Origin of the sequence: Amycolatopsis pigmentata, assembly GCF_042684065.1 — a bacterium.
Lineage (GTDB): Bacteria > Actinomycetota > Actinomycetes > Mycobacteriales > Pseudonocardiaceae > Amycolatopsis_E > Amycolatopsis_E pigmentata.
In genome coordinates, this window is the sequence record NZ_JBHUKR010000002.1 from 51,151 (window position 1) to 74,493 (window position 23,343).

Genomic DNA, 23,343 nt, shown 5'->3' on the forward strand with positions numbered 1-23,343 from the left:
CCCCGAGGTACCCTGCGATCGCCCATCCCACGGTCGACGCACCCGGTACGGAGACCGTCTCGCCGCGCGACGCCGCCAGGAGATGGTGGCCGTCGTCGTATTCGGCTGCGGCCAGCGTCACTCCAGGAAGCCGGGATAGCGTTGCAGCCAGCGTGGACCGCGCATCGGCCAAGCTTGACTGCCTCGGAAGAACGAGGACGTCGGCCAATGGCTCGTGACCGGCGTCCCCTTCGTGGGCGACCACAAATTCCCCGGCGAACGCTTGCCGACGCAGCGAACCATCGCTCACGAGACCAGCCTCGGAGGCGGGACAGGACACACGCACGCCGGACGAGCGGGCTCGGGCAGATCCATCAACCGGTACATCGTGCGCCGCAGGATGGCGGCAGCATGGCCAGGGCGCGAGGTCAACCGTCGGCGGACCTCCGCGTGGGTGTCGGGAGTATGGTTCGCGGCCAGCTTTTTCAGTTGCGGCAGCAGCGCCTGCTCACGTTGCCAACGCGGCGCGTTGTCGCACAACGCCGCTGCCGGGCTGCCTTTCAGCGGAGCATCGTCCGGCTCTGCTGCCAGGAGAACCGGAGTGCCCAAACCTGCGGCGTAGCCGGTGACCGAGCCGTAGTCGCCGATCACGAAGTCCGCGGCGATCAGCGCTGCGTGCCACCCTTCTTCCGGCGGCACCAGCCCCAGGCCTGCGCGGAGGCAGTCGTCCAGCCATGCTCGCACCTGCCGTCGACCGTGGTGCGACCAGATGTTCGGGTGCAGTAGCCCCACCACCTGGTAGTCCTCCGACGGCAATTGGTCCATGATTCGCTCGAAGAGATCCGGATGTCGGCCGAACGCCGACTGTGATGTCCACGTCGAGCTGACCACGACGAGGTTTCTGTGCGCAGGCACTTTCAGCGCCCTGCGGTATCGTTCGCGTGCTCCCGCACTGGCCATCAGACGATCGAAGGCGATATTTCCGCCTACAACAACATGATGCAACGCCTCTGGACAAGTCTGAGCCAGAATCTCCCGCTCGGACTCATGGACCAACACGACGATGTCCGCACGCACCCGGCCGTCCCGCATCAGCTGCTCACGATCCAGATTCATCATGGCTGCCCGGTCGTCCCCGGCCGGGCGGGGACGGAGACGGTATTGCCCGAATCCGTACCCGTGCGGCACCAACATCACCGGTGCGTCGATCTCGTCGAGACCGAATTGGCCGGCCGCGACCGCTAAGTCGAACCGGAGATGACGTGCCTGAGACCAGGGAATCACGACACCTCCCTGCGCCTCGACGAATTCGTGGCTGGCATGCCACGACTCCGGAGGTTCGGGCACCGTGAACACGACCTGAACCCGATGGTCTGCCTCCAGCAAGGGCAACAGATCCAACAACCGCGTGCCCGACACGATCTGATCCATCATGACCAGTACCTGCTTGCACCCGGTACGTGTCAGCCACGGCAGGCCATGACGCCCGACCGGATTGAGCACCCAGCGACGGTCCTGCATTCCCCCTCCTCGTAGCAACGCCCGTAGTCGTGTATTGCGAATTTCGTTCGGACGGCAAGAAAATCACGCTGAATTGCTATGCTCCAGAGCGCCGATGATGCAGTAATGTTGCATGAATGCTGCAGCACTTGCCCTGACCTCGGCAAATAGCGGCCCAGCGGTTATCGTGGTAACACCTGGCACCCCGGGAAGGAAGAGCGGATGACGACAAAGCGCGTGCGGCTCGTCCAGCGTCGTAAATCGGCGGGGTATACCCAGGAGAAGCTTGCCGAACGCCTCGGTGTCGAGCGATCGACCGTGCTGCGCTGGGAAAGGGCGGAGAGCGAACCGCAGCCGTGGGTGCGGCCCAAGCTGGCCGCCGCACTCGGTGCATCTCTCGACGAACTGCAGGCGTTGCTCGACGACGTTACGGTCGTTCAGACCCAGCCGAATGACCGGATGAGCTACGTGCTCGAACACCCGTCGTCGGCTGACCTGGTGACTGTCGGCTACCTCCACGAGCGCATTCACCAGCTTGACGAGCAGTACGACCGCACACCGTCGACAGCTCTGCTCGGACCCGCAGGCCAGCTCCACGGGCAAGTGAAGTTCGTTCGGGAAAATGTGGCCAACCCCCGCGTACGCAAGGCGCTTTTCGAAGTCGAAGCCGAGTCGGCGACGTTCATGGGACAACTCGTTTGGGACGTAAGCCAACGCCGCGACCATGCCGCACCGATCACCTACTTGGATGACGCGGTCGCCGCAGCTCGGCAAGTACGCGACCCCTATACCGAGGCATACGCCGTCTTACGCAAGGCTTTCGTGGCACTCTACGGCGAGAAGGACCCGCGGAAAGGGCTGACTCTCGCCGGCGAAGGCGCGGAGATCGCGAAGGTTGTCAGTCCTTCGCTGACCGGCCTGAACCTCCTGCATGTCGCCGAGGGCCATGCCATGACGGGTGATCTCACGACGTGCGAGGAGGCTCTGAAACGCGCCGAGGCCCAGCTCGACCGCGCGGACGCCGACGACATCGCCGCATCGGCCTACACGATCAACGAGTTCAACCGATTGGCTGGTTCGTGCTACCTCTTCCTCGGCCTGCCTGACCGTGCGGAGCCTATCCTGCGTGCCACAGCGCGGGCGCTGGCCGCGAAGCAGAAAAGCCAGGCCATCGCACTCGGTAACCTCGCCCTGTCGCTGATCCGCCAGGGCAAGTTGGACGAGGCAGCGGCCACCATGCACGGGACGATCGACGCTGTGGAGATGACGCGCGGCGGCGGTGGACTTAACCTGGCCTTTGCCGCCGGGCGAGAGCTTCGTCAGTGGCGGCACGAGTCGTGGGTGCAAGATATCAACGATCGTCTGCTTGCTCTCATCGCAGCGATCTAGGTAAAGGTGAGGCGTGACCAACATCGACGAGGCCAAGACAGCCGTCCGTGACCGGGTATGGCGTCTGCTGGAACGCGAAGGTGCTGTGCCGGAGGGCTCTTACGGCAAGATTCCCGGCTTCTACGGTGCGGAAACAACAGCCGAGCGCCTGGCCGCGCTCGACGTGTGGAAGCAAGCCAGCACGATCAAAGCGAACCCTGACTGGGCGCAACTATCGATCCGTGCCCGCGCGCTCAAAGACGGCAAGCTGCTGTACATGGCCGTCCCGAAGATGGCCGGCCTCCAGCCGTTCTTCCTGCTAGACCCGACCTCTCTCGGTGTCCCGCCCGAGCAGGCTGCCGAAAAGAGAGGGGCTGCGCAGGTGGCACACCGCATCGGCATCGAGGACATGCGCCCGATTGATCTGGTCATCTGTGGCAGCGTGGCGGTGAACCGATCGGGCACTCGTATCGGCAAAGGCGCCGGGTACTCGGACCTGGAGGTTGCTCTCCTGATCGAGGCAGGCTTGGTGACGAACGAGACCACCATCGTCGCCCCCGTTCACCAACTCCAAGTGGTCGATGAGGAGATCCCCGAAACCGAGCATGACTTCAGTGTCGATCTCATCATCACCCCGGACGAGGTGATCGAGTGCCCCAACCGACGCCGACCGCAGGGACTTGTCTGGGAGGACCTCACCTCCGAGAAGATCGAGGCGATCCCCGTCCTCGCCATGCGTGCCCGAGAACACGGATAATGCCAAAAATCTGATCGAAGCGCCATCAAGCGCCGATCACGAATTACGGTATCGCGGTTTGCCGTGGAGACACCCTTCCGGGAGTTTTCCCTCGCTGCGAACCGACGCCGCTGATGAGGCGACACGGGTTCGCTCAGACAGGTTGTGCGTGACCTGGTGAAGCGACTGCGCTCTGGCTTTCAGCATGTGAGCGGCACTGCGAACCCGGTCGCACACTGTTCCTACCCAGGCCACTCGTCCGATGTAGGGATCGTGGGGACGCGTTCCGGCAGGTCAACCGCGACAACGCTTCATTCTTGCACCAATTTCGCGACATGGTTGCTCTGTTCGCTTCCGCGTACTGATTGTTTAGTTGGTTTTGGTGATCGTGTAACGGCGACTACCAACGTTCGGAAACGAGCGGACATCGTCTCGCTGAAACAGCAAAAGACGGCGTGCGCTCAAGGAACGAATCAACCAGAGGGACTCGCTGATTTTTGGAGTTTGAGGATGCTCTTGCAGCGATTCGCGACACCGTGTGTGTCGCGGTTCCCCCAGCTTCGGCTCGCTGTACCGCGTTTCGCCGGACGGCCAGCGTGGCGACGGGAACGGGATGGGAGCACCGCTGATGGCGGTGTGGCATGGCGACCAGCGGCTCACGGACACCCGCATGCCGTGATGTCGCGGGCCAGCGACCGGGCCCTACGGATCGTCGTGCGTGGCGCCGGGACCGACATCGTGACTCTCCTTGCCGAGTTCACGGTGTACGGGCCCGTCGCGGCCATCCCCTTCCGTTCCCTCGGCCCGCACGCAGCGCGGGCGGTTGGCGTGTTCGCGCCAACCGCGCCGGGCAGCGCCGCGGTGGCCGGTGCAGCGAGCACAGCAGAGCAGTACCGCGGCGGTCCGTCCCCAGCCGCCGCGGGGCGCCGGGCTCTGCTGTCATGTCGCGGCGGGACCATGACCCCGATACCGGGTCCCGCCGCGACCCCCTCCCGTAGTGGGCGCCGATGATTGCCTTGATCGCAATCGGCGCCACGTCCATGTCGGTGACGTGTGTGGTGTGCGCAGCGCTGCGCCGTCGACGACAGACGGAATCGGCCTATGCCGGATCCCACCGCATCAGTCGTACGTCACGACCGGCCCCTGCTGGTGGCGTGCATGGTCCTGGCGCGAGCAGCAAGGACCTCCGGCGATGACGGCCGCCGTTCGTCGGGAACCCGCAGCGTCCCTGCTTCGACGGCTGGGCTGGCTGCACCGGAAAGTCCTCTGCCGCGACAGCGACGGGCGTCGGACAGCGTTGCACCTACGGCGACGAACACCCGAGACGGTCGAGATCGAATTCCCCGGCGGCCGAATCGCCCGCCTGACCAACGTGGAAGCAGGACGACTGCGCGCAGCGCTCCGCGAAGTTCTGCTCGACGAACATCCGCCCCACCAAGCCGAAGACGCCCGCAGTCGACGCGCGGGCGGCCAGCAGGTCACCGCGTTCGCGTCCGCGGCTGTCTGCACACGCTCCGCCGACCGAAGCCTGGCGGAAACCGACGGCGGTACCCGTCCTGGGCAACGCCCATTACCAACCCTGAGGAGTACCGGTTCGTGACCACTGACATCGACCACTCGTCCTTACACGACCAGCCCGATCTTCCTGTCAACGTGGCTCTCCTCGGCGGCCAGGTGGAACTTGGCGGGAGTGTCGACGCGCTGTTCATGGGCGCCGGCTTCGCCAGCGAGGTCAACAGTTTCCTGGTCAGGCACCTGTTCTGGGCGCCGATCATCGTGACGGCGGGCGAGCCCTCCGAGTGGATTTTCCTGACCCAGCCACGCACACCGATGCGGACAGCGGTGTGGGAAGACCTCGTCCGCCTCCAGATCGGTTGGAAACGACACGGCGAGACGATCACACTGCCCGCACCCGGCGCCACGACCCAGGGTGTCCGGTGGCTCCAACAGCCCGGTCGACATACCACGCTGCCACCGTGGACCGCCGTCGTCGCCGCGGCCCGCTCAGTCTCCTCACCGAGCAGGACATCGTGAACCGCGTAGATCGACGTCTCGTCGCGGTGCTGGATGTCGACACTGCGCGTGGCCGTGCTGCGAGGAAGCCGAGTCACCGCTGACGCGAGATCGCGAAAAACCTCACTCCTTGAGGACTCAACTGGACCCCGCAGTCGATGAACGTCGCCGCCCATCCCTACTACTGATGAGGACACCTACAAATGTTCGCCCAAACCCACCAGGACCGCGCAATTAGCCCGCGCATGAGCCAAGTAATCGACCGCGACGCGCTGGCTGGCTACCTGTACGTACAGGTAGCCGATCATCTGGCACAACGGATCGCCACTGGCGAGCTGGCGATGGGCACCGGGTTACCCTCGGAACTGAAGTTGGCGCGGGAATACGGCGTTTCCCTTGGCACTATGCGACACGCGACCCAGGTCCTCCGGAAACGGGGGCTCGTGATCACCGTGCAGAGCAAGGGCACCTTCGTCGTGGCCCAGCCAGAGGTCGACACCAATGACGACCGCAGGGAAGACGAACCGCAGGCCAGCCGTCGTCTTCCGTGTGGCAGCTCGACGCCTTGACACCGCCGGCGATCCCCCTGCGACCGAAACCGGGCCGCCCCGCGGCTGCGACCGGATGGTCGACTGCCGCAGTGCTCAGGGCTTACGAACCGGGAGACGCACCCCGCATCCCCGCCGAGGTGCGTCTCCCGGTTTCTCTCCACACCAACCAGAGTCTGTCGCCGTGATTCCGAACCGTCCAGCCCCATGAGCCCGGGGACCAGCAGATCGCTGGGTCGTCCGTGCACGTCAGCCGCCCGCACCCGACCCGGCGCCGCCAGTGTGTCGAGTCCCAGTCGTGCCGGGGACGATACAGAGGAACCCCGTAAGGTCGCGGTGGACGTCAACGGCCGACCGAGCTATCTCGTCGAGGCGCTTCTGGCCGATGCGGAGTGGCGGGCCGTGGCCCCCTCGGGGCTATCTCGACCGCATGAACAAGCAATGGCGATTCGTGGCCTGCTCCCGGCCGATCGTGCTGACCCGGTCGGTGCCGGGCGGGGCCGAGCAGAACGATCCGGCGCCGTGCGTCAGGCCACACGGCGACCCCGGCCGACCGCGCGGCGAGCCGTCGTAACGAGGCGTACTGGGCGCAGGCCAACGCCTCGGTCTGCGTTGGAAAGACAAGGTCGGTGCGGGCCGCGGAACCCACCAGCAGGGAACCACCGGTGAACACCCCGACCGATCGGTCCCCGTCCAGCAGCAGGAACGACAGATGCTCGTGGGTATATACGGCCAGGTGTCCCCAACGCCCGCAGCCGCAGGCCACCGAGGTCGACCTCATCACCGTCGCGTAAGCCGATGGGATGCTCGAATGGCACCTGCCGATCTGCCGGGCGCCGTCTAGCCCATCCTCCCGGTACCTGTTGCTGAGCGAAACGCGCCCGACTCCGTCGGCTGGTTTACGCGCGGCGAAGCGTTCCACGGCGCCGGTCTTGAGCGTTCCGCCCGTCCCACCCCAAATCCGGCTTTCTCCACCAACGGCAATGGCCGACGCATCGGGTAGTCACGACGAAAAGGACGACACCATCGGAATGTCGGTATAAAACTGACGGAGATGCTTGACACCCTGGCCTCTTGATCACTAGGGAGTCTGGGTGAGTGAACCCCAACTGGACCGCCAGGTGCGTCGGCGCCTGGCGGTCCAGCGTCATGTCGAGGAAGTCACCGGGAACGCGGCCATGACCTGCCGATACTTCGGGATCACGCGGCAGACGTACTACAACTGGTTACGTCGGTACGAGGCCGAGGGCACCGACGGACTGCGGGACCGGTCGAAGCGGCCCCGAAACATTCCGAACGCCACCCGCACCGAGGTGATCGAGAAGATCATCCACCTGCGCAAGAACTACCACTTCGGGCCCGAGAAGATCGCGATGTACCTCAAGCGCTACCACGACATCACGATCAGCAAGTCCGGGGTATGGCGCATCCTCCATCGCCTCGACATGGGACGCCTGCCCGCGTCTCAGCGCTACAAGCGCCACGACCGTCGCTGGAAACGCTACGAGAAGCAGCGGCCGGGCCACCACGTGCAGATCGACGTGAAGTTCGTCGAACCTCTGCCCGGCACCGGTAAGGCCGAGCTCGCTGCCAAGCCGGCCGACCGTCGCGGAAAGTTCTACCAGTACACCGCCATCGATGACTGCACTCGCCTGCGCGTGCTGAAGATCTACCCGAAGAACAACCAGAAGACCGCCATCCAGTTCCTCGACTACGTCCTCTCCCAGCTGCCCTTCGCCGTCGAGACGGTCCAGACCGACAACGGCGCGGAATTCAAGACCGCCTTCCACTGGCACGTGCTGGACAAGGGCATCAACCACGTCTACATCAAACCTGCCACCCCACGGCTGAACGGAAAGGTCGAGCGCAGCCACCGCATCGACGCCGAGGAGTTCTACCGGCTGCTCGACGGCGTCGTCATCGACGACATCAACATCTTCAACGCCCGCCTCAAGGAATGGCAGGACTACTACAACTACGACCGCCCCCACGGCGGCCTCGACGGTCAGACCCCCTGTGAGAGACTGCGCCAGAAAACGCAAGCCACCGAGGCACGCGGGTAAACGATCATCGTCAGCTGCACACCGACACGGAACCGCCTGCAAGCCGCTGACCTCTGGTTTTGTGACGGCTAGCTAGGGGGTTTCGATGGTCCTACTTCTGTGGAGCTAAGGGGAAATCGAGCCCCTGATCCCCCTATTTCGCCCAGGCCAGATCAGGTCCGGGTAGCTCTTTGGCCGTGATGGCCTGCGGCGGTGCCCACCTCACGCAATTTGATCAAGGTCCTGCGCACAATGCGCAACGCTGAACCGTTACATCGGCCGTCGCGGCTCCTGCTCGGACTCTGCCAGCGCCCGAGCGGCCCGTCCCAGTGCGTCGTTATTGATCTGTTTCAGTGATTTTTGTAGCACGGCGGTGACACGGTGCGAACTGATAGCAAGATACGTCTACGTGGGGAGTGCGATGGGCAAGACGGCGGCGGCCGACGGTGGCCGCCGGAGTCGGAGAGGTTTTGCGTACCAGGACGTAGCGACCCTGCTCGACTGCCTCGACATGCACGATGGCCAGTTTGAGGAAGTCGGCTTTGAAGACGACGATGACATCGTATGTACCTGCAACGGACACACGATCTATCGACAGGTCAAGACCTCGGAGCGAGGCCACCGGCATTCGATCGCCACGATCTGCCGACCGGAGGTCAACGGCCGGGTGGAGACGAGCATCCTCGGTCGGCTCTTCTCCGGGAAGCCGGTTACTTCGGGAACGCGATTCTGTTTGCTCCTGAACGAAACGCCACAGCCCGGTCTGGCTGCCTTCGTCGCCAATCGAGGGACCACACGTGGAGTGGTGCCGACCGAGCATTGCCTGGCGATCCAAACGAAGTTGCAGGGGCTTGCGCTGCCGGACGGAGCAACAATCTCCTGGTGTCTTGACCGGTTCGAAGTGCTCGTCGAAGCCCGCACCATCGAGCAGATCGAAGGAACCGTTCTGAAGCGGCTCCAGAAGCCGGCGGAGGCAATCCTTGGCCAGCCGCCGCTGGCGGCCGAACTGGACGACGTGCTGGCTAGGTTGCTCGGGCTCGTCGCCCGCGAGGCCGCCCGCGAGGCCATGGATATGACAGAGCGTCGGTGGAGCCCGGATCAGTTCAGCGAGTTCCTGCACCATGCGCTGGCCCAATCGACAGGCAGACGAGCCGACGGAAGCATCGAACCGCTACAAACTTTGGCCAGCAAGCTGCGGCCCGCAGGTGTACCCGCTGCCGAGGCCAAGGGACATGTCGACCAGATGCTCGACTATCGGCGCCGGTACAGGGCAGCGCTGGGTGGCGAACGGACGCGCTTTGACGTGCTCAACGACCACATCTTTACGGTCTGCACCACCATCTCGGCTAAGCGCAGAGCAGGAATCATCAGGGATGGGCCTCCCGCTTACGCCGCTACTGTCGAGGCGGCGACCGCCGTCGAACTTCCGCCACAGTACGCCGTCACCGTTGCGGACAAGCTCGCCGCGCTCTCGGACGTGACAGCCCGGTGTCAGAATCGCTATACCGATGCCTGAGCTCGGCTTCGGCGTTGTGCCACCCCTTCATCGTCCATGGGATCCGGACGACAGCCTCGATTTCCACGCTGCGCGACTACTTGTGCTGCTCCGGCGGTGCGGCGAAGGCACCCGCTACAGCATCGACGGCCGAACCAAGCTAGCGAAGCTCGACTTCTTTGTGCGCTACCCCGCATTCCTAGAACTGGCCAGAAACCGAGTCAGAGCCGACGCCCAAGCAAGGGAGTGGCAGGCGAGAGGCCCCGAGGTCGAGGCTCCCATGATCCGCTACCGCTACGGCCCTTGGGATCCGCGCTACCGGCAGTTTCTCGCCTTCCTCAGGGCACGCCAACTCATCCGCATCACCGGCAAGAACCCAGAACGCGTGTCGCTCTGCAAGAGCGGCCGCCTGCTCGCAGAGAAAATTTGCGCGAGAGAGTCCTTCCATCCGATTGTCGACCGCTGCGATGCCATGGTAGGTAATCTGGCCGCGCTCACGGGAACAGCGCTCAAAGACCTCGTCTACGAACTCTTTCCTGCCGAGGTCGGCGAGCTGCCATTACGTGCGGAGATCCGTCCATGACACCTCCTGCCAGTTCCTCGCTCCACCTCGGCCGCGGCCTCCGTATCTTGAGGGTGCAGATGGTTCAGCGCAGCGGCGAGATCGACGAGTACGACTTCAGCGGTGTAGCTACAACGATCTTGACCGGACCACGCAACAGTTCAAAGACGACAACGCTCAAGGTGATCGACTTTTGCCTGGGCGGCGGCGGAAGCGTCGCCAGGAAACTCGGCACGGCTATCGACGAAAAGTACGTTCTGCTGTCCGTGGACATAGCCATAAATGGCCAACTGCACCGCATGACACGTGATTTTGAGTTCGGACGTAGAGACCGCGTCCTCATCGACGACAGTATCGACCGAACTACCAACGAAATGTCTGAATGGTTGCTCCGCGAACTGGGGTGGCCGCAGCTCTTGATCCCGAAAGGGGTCAACGCTGGGACCGCCAGCCAACAGACCCCCTTGACGTTCCGCAGCGTCCTCCGGCATATCTACCGCCGTGAAGACTCCTGGATAGAGTTCGCGAAGAAGGAAGAAGAGTTCCTGCGCAGAGCAGTGATCAGCCTCATGCTCGGACTGGCACCGTCTCGATACGAGACAGCTGAGTACGCACTCGGCCAGGCACAACGGAAGCTAGCGTCTGCCGAAGCTGTGTATCGCGACGTTCTCACGAGCACCGAGGAGGCTGTGAGGGCCCTCGTTACGCGCCTCGGCCTGCCACCCGTCGCAGGCGAGGATAGCCTGGGCAACGTCCGGGCTGAACTCGAACGACACCTGAGCATGACTCGCGCAGAAAAGGAAGCACTTACCCAGGCGGCCGAAGACTCGACACGGGCCGCGCCTGGGCTAGATCCCACCGTGCCGCAGCAACTTGAGGACGCCGCTACCGCGGCGGCCGTGGCGGCCGAGCAGGTATCCGCTTTACGGCAGGTCATCGACGAGCACCAACGGTCACAGCTTCAAGTACAAGCCGACATCGAACGCCTAGATCGACTAATCGATGCTGTTGACCTCTTCGACGACATTCCCGTACGGGTCTGTCCCGCGTGCGAACAGTCCATCGAACCCCATAACTCCCAAGTCGGCGGAACCTGCTACCTGTGCACCCAGCCCGTTTCCGGAGATGGACGGAAACGGCGCGCCGGGCGCGAGCAGCGCGCATTGACAGCCGAGATGGACGACCTTGCCGACGCGATCGGCCGCGCTCAAGCCAACCTCGACGAGGTCAAGCAGGTTGAGACTCGTGCAAGTGCAGAACGCACCCAACTCGCAGCCCGCCTTCACGACGAACGCGTCACACACCTCGCCCCGTTCATGGCAGCCCTCGAAGACATCTCCACCGAGATCGGCAAGGCCGAACAACAACTCGCCGCTCTTCCTGCGCTGGAGGCCATTTTAGCGAGGCGCGCGGACGCCAAGAACGGCGTGGACGAAGCAAACGTAGAAGTCGAACGGCTTACGAAGCTAGCAGAAGCCGACGCACAGCTTGCAAATCGTGCTGCAGAGCATTGCGGAGCCCTGGCCGATCGCATGAACGAGTTCCTAAGTTTCTTTGGGGGCCGTGGATGGATCGACGAACTCGTGACGATCTCGTCCGACGAGCTAACCTTCTATGTGGGGACACGACCCTGGAATCAGAAACTCGGGGCAGAGGCCGCAGTACTCTTCTTCCTCGCCTACAGCTATGCACTGCTACACATCGACGTTGACCTCGGCACACGAGCCTGCCCGCCCGGTGTCCTACTACTTGACAACCCGTACCAGCAAGGACTTCCACCAGGCACAGTCGTCGAAGCAATCAACCGCATAGCGGCTGCAGCCGAAACACACGGCACTCAGGTAATACTTACACAGGCCACAACTGCACGCAATATCAGCGCTCCACATACCGAAATCGTGATGCCCCGCGAGTACGCATAACAGGCAGTGTGACTCAATACTGGGCTTCGTCTGGATCAGCCGAGTCGCCTACCCGGTGTTCGTGTTATCGGGAACGCACTGAGCATCCCACTCCGACCGCAGTTCCGTCACCAACGGAACGTCAGCGCAAATCAACAGTCCATCCCGCACGATAACTGGCCCGATCGCCACCAGAAATCATTAAAGACTCGAACCGCCGCGAGCGCGCGCCTGCGTGCGCTCATCAAGCTGACAGCGATGACGGCTCGCTCTCACGGGGTCCGGCTTCCGGTTGTTGTTCGGACCGGATCAGGGCGACGAGCGTTCTCGATCGGGCGGCACTGACGTGAAGGCGCTTGCGCAGCGTCTCCGCCGAAATCGGTCTGCGACACGTCGCCCAGTGCCGGGCATCCTCGACGCGCGCCCGGGCAAGCAACTCGTCCTCGCCTGGTTTCTCCAACACCGGCACCCGGTCACTCCGCACGTCTCCAGCCGCCTTGGCCACGGTGAGCAAGGGTGCCGGTCGGGCCGACCCGCCCAATTCGCCCTGTCGCTGTGTCCCGGTGGCGATGGCCTGCAGCAGGCCGGGACCGACTTCTGCCCATCCCATCAGCAGCAACGGCCCAACCGCGTCGAACAAGACCCGACCGAGATGCCCAGCGATCAGGGGCTCAGCCACGTTCAACGCCAAAGTCACGACACTGGCACCCAGCAACAACCGCCGCGCCGACTTCAACACCTCGCGGCCCACGCCACTCAGGGCGAAATGCCGGGTCGCGACCAGCAGGCCCAGCACCGTCAAATCCAACGCCGGCGCCACCAACGGCGCAATCCACACCGGAACACCCAGCCGAAGAGCAAGGTCAAGCACATTGCCGAACCCGAACAGGAACGTCAACCCCACCACCGTCGCCATGATCACCGACACCGACCAGACCGTCATATCAACGTGCCGGAGATCAGGCATGCTCACCGATCCCCATCCGCAACTGGGTCTCCTGAGCACGCTCAGCCGCCGCACTCGCGCCGTAGTGCCGCGGCATGTCATCCGAAGTCCAGCCCAACAGCAACATCAGATCAACTGGTGCTGAAAATTCCGGTTTCCAGCACTCGCCTCGCCTGTGCCCGGGCCGCCGCCGGTGCCTCTGGCGGGTGTCCCCTGGGCAGGGGCGGAATTGACGGGGCGGTAAGGCGGTGCCTGGCTGCTCGACTGGACTGACAGGCCAGGCTAGGCCAGGAGGGGCTTGCCGGGCGCTGGTTGTCCCTTCGAGCGTCCGGCTGCCGGTGGTGGTCCCCGTAGCGGGCTCCCCCAGCCACCGCTTCGGGGACCACCCGACGCCATTCCCGGCGGAGGTGGAGTCAGGTCGCGTCCCGGCGGCCTGCACGATGCGCCTGGGCGGGCCGCCGCGGAGCAGAGGTGTGGCTACGCGTTCGTGCTCGACGCTGGTTGCGCGGCGCCGGGTACGGAGAAACGCAACGGGTTTCCGGAGGGGTCGTGTGTGGTCAGGCTGGTGCCGGCGTACTGGTGCGGGTGACCGGCGGCAGCAAGGCGTTCGGCCAGCGCCTGGATCGCCTCCTGGGCGGTGAGCAGCAGGTCGACGTGGGTGAGCCGGGCGGTGTCGGGCCCTGCCGGGTCGCCTCCGTGGAGACTGAACCGGTTGGTGCAGACGAGGAGACTGCGGTAGTCGGCCACGCCCACGCCGACGAATCCGTCTCCCATGCGGGCGTAGAGCTGCAGGCCCAGCAGGTCGCAGTAGAACCGCTTGGTGCGGGTGAGGGCGGCGTCGGTCACCTTGAGCTGGACGTGCCCCATCCGGGTCCCGGCCGGCAGCGGGGTGGGCGTGTCCGCGCCGGGTTCGCTGAGCAGGTCCTGTACCGCGATCGGGGTCGAGACCACGACGGGCAGGCCCTCGTCGGTCCACTGCCAGTCCTCCCGCGGACAGGCCCAGGTCGCCTCGATCGTGTGACCGTCGGGATCGGTCACATAGCACGAGTGGCTCACGACGTGGTCGCGCGGATCGACGTCGAACCCGGCGTCCAGGTGCCGCCGGGTGAAGCGGGCCACGTCCGCCCGGGTGGGCACGAGCGGGGCGAAGTGACTGAGCCCGGGGCTGGAGGGCGGCGGCGCGCCAGCACCGGCGACCTCGTGAAGCTCGACCAGCATCCGTCCTTCCACCCCCAGGTGCGCTCGCTGTGGTTGGCGATCGAGGAGGCGGAAGCCGGCGACCTGGGTGTAGTAGCGCACGCTGCGTTCCAGGTCGGCCACCGTCAGCGTGACCGATCCGAGGGTGAGTGCCGGGTCCATCCGATAGCCGGTCATTGGCAACCTTTCGTCCGTGCCGCGACCCCACGGGGCACGCGACGCGTGGGGTGAGCCGCGGGTGGCGGGAGTGCTGTTCCCGGGCGGTGTTTCAGGGGGTGAGGAAGGAGTCGAGGACGGTGAAGACCGCCTCAGGCTCCTCACGGATGGGCACATGCCCCGCGCCGGGGATGAGTGCGAACCGCGCGCGGGGGAACGCCGCGGCGTAGGCGCGGCCGAACTCGGGGGTGACGACGGTGTCGTTGGCGCCCCAGAGCACCAGCACCGGGCAGGTGACGGTGGACAGGCGGGGCAGCAGACCTGCATCTGCCATGGCCGGCCCGGCATAGACGCGCATCGCGGCCATCGACTGCGGGGACGGTCCGCCCTGCGGCGCTGGTCCGCCCTGCGGCGCTGGTCCGCCCTGCGGCGCTGGTCCGCCGACCGCCGGGGACGCGAAACCTTGTGCTGCGGCCGGTGGCCTGGCGGGCACGGTGACCTGCTGACCGGGCACGACGGGGCCGATCGCGTCGATGAGGACGAGCTGTGAGATCCGGCCCTCGTGGTCGTCCAGCGCGGTCTGGGTGGCGACCCAGCCGCCGAAGGACGTGCCGATCACCGTCACGTCGTGCAGCTCGAGGTGGCCGAGCAGGTCGAGATAGGCGGCGGCGAGCGCGGGCACGGAGTCCAGCTCGTCCGGCCGTGCGGTGCCGTCCCAGCCCGGATGAGTGGGCGCGACCACCCGGTGATCCGGCGCGAGGTGGTCGATCAGGGGTGTGATGCCGGCGGGGCCGGGGCCGCCGTGCAGGACGAGGACCGGGCTGCCGCCCGTGCCGGCCTCGCGTAGGTCGAGGTCGAGGTCGAGGCCAGGCCGGATCGGGATGGTGCGCCGACGGGGCGTCGTCATGGGTTCCCTACCTTCTTCTGTCGAAAGCGTTCTATGACCGCAAAAGGCGCGAGGCCAAGATCCATAAGCAGGCCGTCCTCGCGTTGGCGCGCCGCCGCCTGAACGTGTCGTGGGCGCTCATACGCGACAACCGCACCTTCCAGGCCAGCATGTCCCAACCAGCTATTGCAGCGGCCTGACCGGCTCACAGCCGGTCACCACTGCGGCTTGACAACCTCATTGGGAATCCCCCTGGAGCTGGGTTCAGGTGGCTGAGGGCGCGGTGGTTGACAGCGCGGGGCTGACTGGGCTGACGGGCCGGAGGTGAAGAACTCGACCATCTGTTCCAGGCCTTGCTGGCCGAACATCGTGTCCAGATTGGCCGCGGACTTGGCGGCGGACGCCTCGCTGCGGGGGAACAGCGCCTGTTCGTAGGCGGCCAGGGCGGCCTCGGTGTCGCCGGGGTGGGCGGCGATGGCCAGGGCGAGTTCGGCACCGTCGAGCAGGGCGAGGTTGGCGCCCTCCCGGCGAAGGGAGACGTCACGTGGGCGGCGTCACCGAGCAGCTTTACACCCGGGACGCGATCCCTGCAGTGTCCGACGGGCAGGGCGTGGATACGGCGCGGGATGATCGTGTCCGCATCGGCGACCAAGCCGCGCAGGCTCTCGTCCCGACCGGCGAAGTGAGCCAGGACCGCGGCCTTGGCGGCGGCCGGGTCGGTGGACTCGACGGTGTCGAGCCACCCTTCGTCGATCTTGAGCGCCGTGTAGACGTGCAGGCTGTCGTCGGTCTCCCGGTGCGCGAGGACACCGCGTTCGTTCCCTAGGGCGATGAAGAAGCCGCCGCCGATGACGGCGGCGCTGCGCGGATGGCGGGTGTCGGCGTCGACCAGGTCGGTCTCGACTAAGGAGATGCCGGTGTAGGCGGGCTTGGCGTCCGAGATTAGCGGCCGGACCCGCGACCACGCGCCGTCCGCGCCGATCAGCAGATCGGTGGTGATGGTGGAGCCGTCGGCGAAGGTCACCTCGTGGCGCCCCTCGCCCAGCACGCGGGCGCCGGTGACCTTCGCACCCCAGCGGATCGTGCCCTCAGGCAGGGAGTTCAGTAGCAGTTCTCTCAAGTCGCCGCGGTCCACCTCCGACCGACCGCCGGTGCCGTCGTCCTCCTCGGCCACGTACACCGTGCCGTCGGGGTTGAGCAGGCGCATGGCCTGACCGCCCTCGTGGACGATCTTGAGGAAGTCGTCGTACAGGCCGGTGACGTGCAGGGCCTTCTGCCCGTTCTCCTCGTGGATGTCCAGCATCCCGCCCTGCGTGCGGCCCGCCGCCGACGCCTCCAACTCGAAGATCGCCGGCTCGATGCCGTTGACGTGCAGAACGCGGGCGGCGGTCAGACCGCCGAGACCTCCGCCGATGATCGCGACCGGGACATGAGGGGTACTCATAGGTCCTCCAAAGCCGTAGGGAAACGCCTCTGTCCGGCGAGCCATCGCCACGACCCGACGCGGCCCCGCCAGAAGGCGGCGTGCGCACCCGATCCGCCGACGATGACCGCGACTCCCTCACCGTAACGAACATGTTCGTTACGAACAAGTTCGTAGTGAGGTGGCTCTCAGCACCTCATGCCACACTCGGCTTCAAAGCAGATGAGCCCGGCTGACGGTGGACCGCCGCGGGCTGAATGCGTGCTCGCCGGTGGCCACCATCTGCCGGATCCCTATGTTCATGCCCAGCGCAAACAGGCACAGCAGCAACCGCCGCGCAGCGTCTTCTTCGGCAGGTTCTCCCGCGTGGCGACCGACACGAACTCCTCGGTGAACCCGGTCAGGAAGTCGGCTTCCTTGAGGATGTCGAGCAGGTCGATGGTGCCCCAGCGGCGGCCGACCTCGGCCTTGACCGCGGCCAGGTTGCGCGGCTCGGGCAGCTTCTCCAGCGTGGGCACGCTGATCCACGCCTGCCCCTTCTTCGTTTTGATCCGTACCCCGCCGGTGGTGTCCTGGGCCATCGCGGTGTTCAGCTGGTCCAACGCCCCCCCGGTGCCGCCGCTTCAAATCCTCGACGAACTCGCCGGCCTGCAACGGCTTGTTCAGCGCGGCCGGCAGCTTCAGTTCCCGCACCGCCTCCAGCTTCGCGATCTCGGAAAGCAGCGTGTCCAGCCCCAGCCGCCCCGGGTCGGCCTTCACCTCGGCCAACAACCCATCCGCGGTCAGCAACACCTGCAACCGGGCACAGCCCTCCGGCCCTAAACACGCGACGACCTCGGCGGCGAACGCCCCTTCATGACGGCGCAAGGCCGAGTTGAGCGCCCGCTCGATCTGCCCTTCGGGCGGAGGCTCGATCCCCTCACTACGGCACCGCTGCCGCAACGCCGCCTCCAACCGGTCCCGGTCCTGCTCCACCGGGCACCGCTCTGTGGCCAGCCACTCCGTCCACCGCCGCTCGTCGTCCTCGGTCGCTGGCCGGCACCCCAGAGCCCGGCGGATCTGCGTCCAGTGACGCTTCGCGGGGCGATTCGTCAGCGAGTATTTCGCGAACAGGCCAGGCTCAAGCTGCAGCAGCTCGGCCATGAAGTCCACCACCGCCGAGGGGACGTCCTCGAAGTCACTGGGGAACCGGCCCTCCATCTCGAAACACTTCAGCAGCAGCGCAAAACCCAGCCGGGTCGCACCCGTCTTCGCCCCCAGCAGTCGCCAGTCATCCTCGACCAGCGTCCAGTGCGCGATCAGATCTTCCGGCTCCCAGTCCCGCTTCACAGGCGCGGACGGTAGCCCCCACAACCAGCGACACGATCGTGCGGTAACCAAAACTCCTGATCACCGAAAACGCTTACGCAATGTCCACAACGGACACTATCAAAGCTCGTTCTCCGGCGCAGGAAGGGAACTCCCGGGAAACGTCGCCTCTCGGCGACCCGCTTCCGCCGAACCCGCACAACACACCGCGCCGTCCCGAGTCAGCCCCACGCTGCCGCCGCTCACCACGATCTCCGACATGGTGGCCCGCCACTGACCAGCGGCTATGTTCCGCAGTGGCACACCGGGCCGTAGCTCTAGGAGTCGGAGGCCGAAACGGGGGCCATGCCGCGCAGGGGCAGGCCGTCTGGGCCACGACGGCCGACGGCCCACGCTGCCAGCGAGACGACGGGGTTGAAATGCGCGCCGGAGACCGGGCCGAACAGCACGATCAGCACGCCCAGCCCGAAAACGGTGGCCAGCGAATTGCCCAGCAGTTGCACCCCGGCATCCCGCGTGAGTTCGGCGGCCTGAAATGCCCGACCCGACCACGACGGCGACCAAGGCCGCGGTACCGACCGCCTCGGCCGTGACACGGCGGCCCGGCGAGACCGTCACGCCGTCGCCTCGACCGGTTGGGAGGTGCGCAGGAACGCGGCCTTGAGGTGATGGGAGATCGTCGGCTGGGACGCGAGGATCGAGCGAATGGCGAAACGGCTCACAACCGAGCTGAAGCGGTGAGGCCGACCGGGTTGCCCCCTGGGATCAGCCCAGCTCGCACGACATCGCGGGCCAGCGGTGCGAGCAACTCGGCGAGCCGGTTCGTGGCATCAGCGCCCAGCGCCCGCCACGGCTGTTCGGCCGCGGCGTCGGTCGCTTCTTCGATCCGGGCGTGCTCGGCCACCCCCGCCTCGGTCAAGCGTCCGGCCTGGTCGATCCAGGCCCGTCCACGCAGGTCGGCCTCTGTCGCGCACCAGGTGTCCCGGTCCCATTTCCGGCCCTCGCGCAGAATCTCGGCAAGCGAGCGGACGCGCTCGCCGAGCACGGAGATGTCCGCGCCGCCCAGGTGCCCGGTGAGCCGCAGCGTGGGGAGTGATGGGCGGTTCGGGCCGCCTGGACTCGAAAAGCCCACTTTTACTCTTCGACCAGGTCGGCCCTGGTGCAGCGAGCGCAGCGTCGTACTGGTAGCGCGCAGCCGGCCCACAGCAAGGTAGATTCGTGCAAAAATTAGACCGGTTGCACTTATGGAGCGAGTATGGTTAATTGGGATGGCGGACCGGCGGGAGCGGGCTTGCCTGCCTCCTCGGCGTCCCGGACCGTATCCAGTGCGCAGGAAGGGATTTGTCCCGCGGCTATTTGCGGCGCTACTGACACTTTTGACCGCGAGACCATCCCGCCGGCGAAACCTGAATTGGACAAGCGCCGCATTCGCGCGTGCCACAGAAAATGAGGCCATCATGCACAGCCCCACCGTAGAAATCACAGCAGTAGGAGCACACGTGCTCACCGAACCCGACGGCGCCGACGACGACGAATTCTGGTTCGTCACGGTGGAGGGGAAGGACCACGGAGTGGACGTTTCGACCATCCACCTCAGCACCAACCAGGTCGGACAATCGCCACCGCTGCACCAGCACCCGTACCCGGAGACGGTAGTCGTGTTGCGCGGCCGTTCCGAATTCACCATCGGGTCCGAACTGAGGGTGGTCGGCGCCGGTACGACGCTGATCATTCCGGCATTCACCCCGCACAAATTCCGAGTGCTCGACGACGGCAGATACGAGAGCCTGGCGCACCATCTCTCCCCGGAATTCGTGTCCGAGGACCTGTAGGCCATGACTTAGTGCTCCAGCCGTACTTGGTGATCTTGGTCGTGCAGGTTGCTGATCTTGTGGTGACCGACGAGGATCTTGACGGCTGGGTGGCTGGGCTGGAGGAGTTGTTCGGGCGGGTTGCGGGCCGGTTCTACCGGGTTGAGCCGAGGCGGCGGGCGCGGGCGTATGTGCGCGGTCTGCTCGCCCCGTTGGCCGGCAAGGGCGGGTGGACGTTGGCCGAGGCTGCCGGTGACCTCACCCCCGATGGGATGCAGCGCCTGCTCAATGCCGCAGCCTGGGATGCCGATGGGGTTCGCGACGATCTGCGTGACTGCGCGGTTGAGCACGTGGGCGAGCGTGGTGGTGTGCTGATCGTCGACGAGACCGGGTTCTTGAAGAAGGGCTGCAAGTCCGCTGGTGTGCAGCGGCAGTATTCCGGTACCGCCGGTCGTATCGAGAACTGTCAGCTGGGCGTGTTTTGTGCTTATGCCACAAGCAAAGGCCGCAGGCTGATCGACCGGGAACTGTATCTGTCGAAGTCCTGGATCGGCGATCGGGAACGCTGCCGCGACGCGGCGGTGCCCGATGAGGTCGAGTTCGCGACCAAGCCGGTGCTTGTTCAGCGGATGCTCGCGCGAGCTCTGGATGCCGGTGTGCCTGCCACGTGGGTCACCGCCGACGAAGCTTACGGCGGGGACTCGAAGTTCCGTCGCTGGCTGGAACAGCGCCGGACCGGTTATGTCGTGGTGGTGCCCAGCAGCCAGACCATCCCCGCGGTGGCCGGAACATCCCGAGCGGACACCCTCGTCGCCCGCGCGCCCGACGAGGCGTGGAACACACCAACCGGAGTCTGTCACCGCGCTTCGGAATCGCCCTGTCCCCATGAACCCGGGGACCAGCAGATCGCTGAAGTGTCCGTGAACGTGCAAGGACTCAGTGGGCCGCACATCGAGATCATGGGCGCCGGGTCGGCCGCTCGCGCCCGACCCGGCGCCGCCAGGGCTCTGTCCCATCTTGGAACAGTCCCAGCTCGGCGGCGCGAGAGCCCGGTCGTGTGACCTCGTCGCCTCACCGCGCGGGCAGGATCCACGACTTCCAACGGTCGCGCGTGAAGCCGCCGTGGAAATCCCCTGGTTTCCACGGCGGCCTGTGCTGCTGCCGTTGACCAGGTCCGGCGAGGTGTCCATCACCTTCAGGTTCGGGCATTTCGCCCCAAGGGGGCATCGATGAGCAACTCAGCGAGGTGACGCGCGCCAGCCGCGTTCGAGGAGGGCAAAGGCGGCTTCCACGATGCGGGCCGGATTTTCGGAGCGGATGGCGAGTGCCGAGGTTTCCAGGGCGAAGTGGGCCAGCGCGGCACATTCGGGATCGGCTTTGGGGGCGCCGGTTTCGGCGGCAAGGGCGCGGCTGAGCGCGTCCTCATGCCGCATCCACATCCGGTGCCAGTACTCGCTCAACGCCGGAGTGCCGCGTACGAGGGTCATGAACTCCCGCGCCCCGTCGGCGGCGGCACCGTACTCGACACGGGCCAGCGTGTAGCCGCGCAACGCGTCCAGCACCGAAGTGCCCGGCGGGCGGTCGCGCACAGCGGCGACCAGAGCCTCCTCGATGCCGGTGTCGCGGTCGAAGACGAGGGATTCCTTGCTGGGGAAGTGTTTTTGCAGGGTCGTGGTGGACACGTCGGCGGCGTCGGCGATCTCGCGGACCCCCACGTTGTCGTAGCCGCGTTCGAGGAACAGCCGCAGGGCCGCGTCGGCGAGCGCCTGGTGGGTGGCCGCCTTCTTACGCTCCCGTCTGCCCATCCCGGTCGTCATACCTTGACAATATCACTGATTGCACGGTGTACTTAGTTGTACCGTATCACTTTCAAGTTGAGGGGTTCTCTGTGATTACTCGTGTTCCAGTCCTGATCAGCGGTGGCGGGATCGCCGGACTGACTGCCGCCCTGCTGCTGCGACGCGAAGGGGTGTATCCGGTGCTGGTCGAGAAGCACGCCGGTGTGTCGCCGCAGCCGAAGGCGCGCCGGTTCAACCCGCGCAGCACCGAGGTGTTCCGGCTGCTCGGACTCGCGGCCGAGGTCGCCGAGGCGAGTGCGCCGCTGGCGTCGTTCACCGAGGTCCTGACCGGCCCGACGCTGGCCGCGGCGCAGGTCCGGGACATGAGCGGCACGATGCGGCAACGGCGGCTGCAGCAGGCGAGGATTCCCGAGCTGAGTCCCGGACCGAACGTCCTGTGCCCGCAGGTCGTGCTGGAGCCGCTCCTGCGCCGGGCCGCCGAGGAACGGGGCGTGTCCTTGCGCCTGGGTACTGAACTGGTGTCCTTCGGCCAAGACGACGACGGGGTGACTGCGCTGCTGAAGCCTGCGGACGGCGAACCGTACGAGCTGACCGCGGACTACCTGATCGCCGCCGACGGCGCTCGCAGTTCCGCCCGCACCGCACTGGGCATCACGCGCAGCGGCCATGGCCATCTGGCCGACAACCTCGACCTCTACTTTCGCGCAGACCTTACGGACCTGGCACGGGAAAAGCCGTTCAACCTGTGCGAGATCGACAACCCGGTCGCCTCGGGCGCCTTCCTGTCGGTCAACGGCACCGACCGGTGGCTGTTCTCGACGGCCGACTTCCCCGAGTCGCACACGCTCGGCGACGGCGACTGGCACGATCTCCTGCGCATCGTCATCGGCATCCCGGATCTCGACGTGGAACTGCTCAGCCGGTCGCCCTGGGAGTCGGCGATGCGCGTGGCCGACCAGTTCCGGGACGGCCGCGTGTTCCTGGTGGGCGACGCCGCGCACATGATGCCGCCGATGGCCGCGGCCGGAGCCAACACCGCCGTCGCCGACGCGGCCAACCTTGCCTGGAAACTCGCGGCCGTGCTGGCCGGGCAGGCGGCGCCCGCCCTTCTCGACACCTACCACACCGAACGCCATCCGGCCGGCTACGCGATCGCCGAGGCCTCCAGCACCGTCCGCGGGCACGTCGGCGACATGCTCGCCGCCTACACCAAACCGGACGCCCGGCACGACGACTTGCTGGCCACGATGTTCGGCACCCAGTACTCCGAGGGGGCGTTCGTACCCGACGGCCGCGGTCCCGCCCCCGTCGATCACTACGCCCCGGCGGGCCGTCCCGGCACGCGCGTGCCCCACGCCTGGCTCGACGTAGACAAGTCCACTGTGGACTTCGCCGGCCCGGGCCTGACCATGCTCACCGGCCCGGACAACGGACGCTGGATCGCCGAAGCAAATCGTCTCGGGCTGCGTCTGGTCTCGGTGCCGCACCAGGACTGGCTCGACGAGGTCTGCCTGCCCGCCGACGGCGCTCTGCTGCTACGCCCCGACCTCATCGTCGCCTGGCACTCGGCATCCGGAATACCGCTCGCCGAGGCGTTGCCCCGAGTACTCGGTACCGCAGCCATCCCCGCATGACCGGCAGACCGGCTTCAGCCCGAACGGCAACCGGCCTCG

At 66.0% G+C, this 23,343-nt stretch carries 19 protein-coding genes and 2 pseudogenes; 11 read left to right on the forward strand and 10 right to left on the reverse strand.

What is annotated here, in order from left to right:
* Positions 1–285 precede the first annotated feature (285 nt).
* The gene (locus ACFSXZ_RS00650) at positions 286–1,500 is read right to left on the reverse strand and encodes a hypothetical protein (protein WP_378260081.1); all 1,215 of its coding nucleotides are present in this window, start codon (positions 1,498–1,500) and stop codon (positions 286–288) included.
* Between the two features lie 201 nt (positions 1,501–1,701).
* Between ACFSXZ_RS00650 and ACFSXZ_RS00655 the strand changes: the two genes are divergently transcribed.
* A complete protein-coding gene (locus ACFSXZ_RS00655; RefSeq protein WP_378260083.1) occupies positions 1,702–2,868 on the forward strand; it encodes a helix-turn-helix transcriptional regulator in 1,167 nt (388 codons plus the stop codon).
* Between the two features lie 13 nt (positions 2,869–2,881).
* Positions 2,882–3,604, forward strand: coding sequence for a 5-formyltetrahydrofolate cyclo-ligase (locus ACFSXZ_RS00660; RefSeq protein ID WP_378260085.1), 723 nt, complete (start codon positions 2,882–2,884; stop codon positions 3,602–3,604).
* A gap of 1,282 nt (positions 3,605–4,886) precedes the next feature.
* On the opposite strand, the gene ACFSXZ_RS00665 is transcribed toward ACFSXZ_RS00660, so the two are convergent.
* Positions 4,887–5,147 carry a hypothetical protein gene (locus tag ACFSXZ_RS00665; protein ID WP_378260086.1) on the reverse strand — a complete coding sequence of 87 codons (261 nt, stop codon included), beginning with the start codon at positions 5,145–5,147 and terminating at the stop codon, positions 4,887–4,889.
* A 32-nt stretch (positions 5,148–5,179) separates the two neighbouring features.
* Here ACFSXZ_RS00665 and ACFSXZ_RS00670 point away from each other — a divergent pair, with 32 nt between their 5' ends.
* From ACFSXZ_RS00670 to ACFSXZ_RS00695, 6 genes are all read left to right on the forward strand, one after another.
* Complete coding sequence (locus ACFSXZ_RS00670) at positions 5,180–5,617, forward strand: hypothetical protein (RefSeq protein ID WP_378260088.1); 438 nt, start codon at positions 5,180–5,182, stop codon at positions 5,615–5,617.
* Positions 5,618–5,799: 182 nt separating this feature from the next.
* Positions 5,800–6,165: a GntR family transcriptional regulator gene (locus ACFSXZ_RS00675; protein ID WP_378260090.1), complete on the forward strand. Its 366-nt coding sequence runs from the start codon at positions 5,800–5,802 to the stop codon at positions 6,163–6,165.
* A gap of 1,073 nt (positions 6,166–7,238) precedes the next feature.
* Positions 7,239–8,207 carry an IS481 family transposase gene (locus ACFSXZ_RS00680; protein WP_378260092.1) on the forward strand — a complete coding sequence of 323 codons (969 nt, stop codon included), beginning with the start codon at positions 7,239–7,241 and terminating at the stop codon, positions 8,205–8,207.
* A 400-nt stretch (positions 8,208–8,607) separates the two neighbouring features.
* Positions 8,608–9,702 carry a dsDNA nuclease domain-containing protein gene (locus ACFSXZ_RS00685; protein ID WP_378260094.1) on the forward strand — a complete coding sequence of 365 codons (1,095 nt, stop codon included), beginning with the start codon at positions 8,608–8,610 and terminating at the stop codon, positions 9,700–9,702.
* Positions 9,695–10,264 carry a hypothetical protein gene (locus ACFSXZ_RS00690; RefSeq protein ID WP_378260096.1) on the forward strand — a complete coding sequence of 190 codons (570 nt, stop codon included), beginning with the start codon at positions 9,695–9,697 and terminating at the stop codon, positions 10,262–10,264. The genes ACFSXZ_RS00685 and ACFSXZ_RS00690 overlap by 8 nt, the downstream gene beginning before the upstream one ends.
* Positions 10,261–12,165, forward strand: coding sequence for a hypothetical protein (locus ACFSXZ_RS00695; protein ID WP_378260098.1), 1,905 nt, complete (start codon positions 10,261–10,263; stop codon positions 12,163–12,165). The genes ACFSXZ_RS00690 and ACFSXZ_RS00695 overlap by 4 nt, the downstream gene beginning before the upstream one ends.
* A 223-nt stretch (positions 12,166–12,388) precedes the next feature.
* Here ACFSXZ_RS00695 and ACFSXZ_RS00700 read toward each other — a convergent pair whose 3' ends face one another.
* The 7 genes and pseudogenes from ACFSXZ_RS00700 to ACFSXZ_RS00730 form a co-directional block, all read right to left on the reverse strand.
* Positions 12,389–13,111, reverse strand: a complete 723-nt coding sequence (locus tag ACFSXZ_RS00700; protein ID WP_378260100.1) for a hypothetical protein — start codon at positions 13,109–13,111, stop codon at positions 12,389–12,391.
* A 456-nt stretch (positions 13,112–13,567) separates the two neighbouring features.
* A complete protein-coding gene (locus tag ACFSXZ_RS00705) occupies positions 13,568–14,464 on the reverse strand; it encodes a VOC family protein (RefSeq protein ID WP_378260101.1) in 897 nt (298 codons plus the stop codon).
* 91 nt (positions 14,465–14,555) lie between these two features.
* Complete coding sequence (locus ACFSXZ_RS00710) at positions 14,556–15,350, reverse strand: alpha/beta fold hydrolase (RefSeq protein WP_378260103.1); 795 nt, start codon at positions 15,348–15,350, stop codon at positions 14,556–14,558.
* 299 nt (positions 15,351–15,649) lie between these two features.
* Positions 15,650–16,773 (reverse strand): annotated as a pseudogene (locus tag ACFSXZ_RS00715) (FAD-dependent oxidoreductase); the annotation flags it as partial.
* Between the two features lie 192 nt (positions 16,774–16,965).
* A complete protein-coding gene (locus ACFSXZ_RS00720) occupies positions 16,966–18,081 on the reverse strand; it encodes a DUF4158 domain-containing protein (protein WP_378260105.1) in 1,116 nt (371 codons plus the stop codon).
* 296 nt (positions 18,082–18,377) lie between these two features.
* Positions 18,378–18,656 carry an aquaporin gene (locus tag ACFSXZ_RS00725; protein WP_378260107.1) on the reverse strand — a complete coding sequence of 93 codons (279 nt, stop codon included), beginning with the start codon at positions 18,654–18,656 and terminating at the stop codon, positions 18,378–18,380.
* 122 nt (positions 18,657–18,778) lie between these two features.
* Positions 18,779–19,192, reverse strand: coding sequence for a helix-turn-helix domain-containing protein (locus ACFSXZ_RS00730; RefSeq protein WP_378260109.1), 414 nt, complete (start codon positions 19,190–19,192; stop codon positions 18,779–18,781).
* A 367-nt stretch (positions 19,193–19,559) separates the two neighbouring features.
* Between ACFSXZ_RS00730 and ACFSXZ_RS00735 the strand changes: the two genes are divergently transcribed.
* Entirely contained in the window at positions 19,560–19,892 is a 333-nt protein-coding gene (locus tag ACFSXZ_RS00735) for a cupin domain-containing protein (protein ID WP_378260111.1), read from the forward strand.
* Positions 19,893–19,951: 59 nt separating this feature from the next.
* Positions 19,952–20,707: pseudogene (locus ACFSXZ_RS00740) on the forward strand (IS701 family transposase); the annotation flags it as partial.
* A gap of 402 nt (positions 20,708–21,109) precedes the next feature.
* Here ACFSXZ_RS00740 and ACFSXZ_RS00745 read toward each other — a convergent pair.
* Complete coding sequence (locus ACFSXZ_RS00745; protein WP_378260113.1) at positions 21,110–21,688, reverse strand: TetR/AcrR family transcriptional regulator; 579 nt, start codon at positions 21,686–21,688, stop codon at positions 21,110–21,112.
* Positions 21,689–21,759: 71 nt separating this feature from the next.
* On the opposite strand from ACFSXZ_RS00745, the gene ACFSXZ_RS00750 reads away from it, so the two are divergent.
* A complete protein-coding gene (locus ACFSXZ_RS00750; RefSeq protein ID WP_378260114.1) occupies positions 21,760–23,304 on the forward strand; it encodes an FAD-dependent monooxygenase in 1,545 nt (514 codons plus the stop codon).
* Positions 23,305–23,343 lie beyond the last annotated feature (39 nt).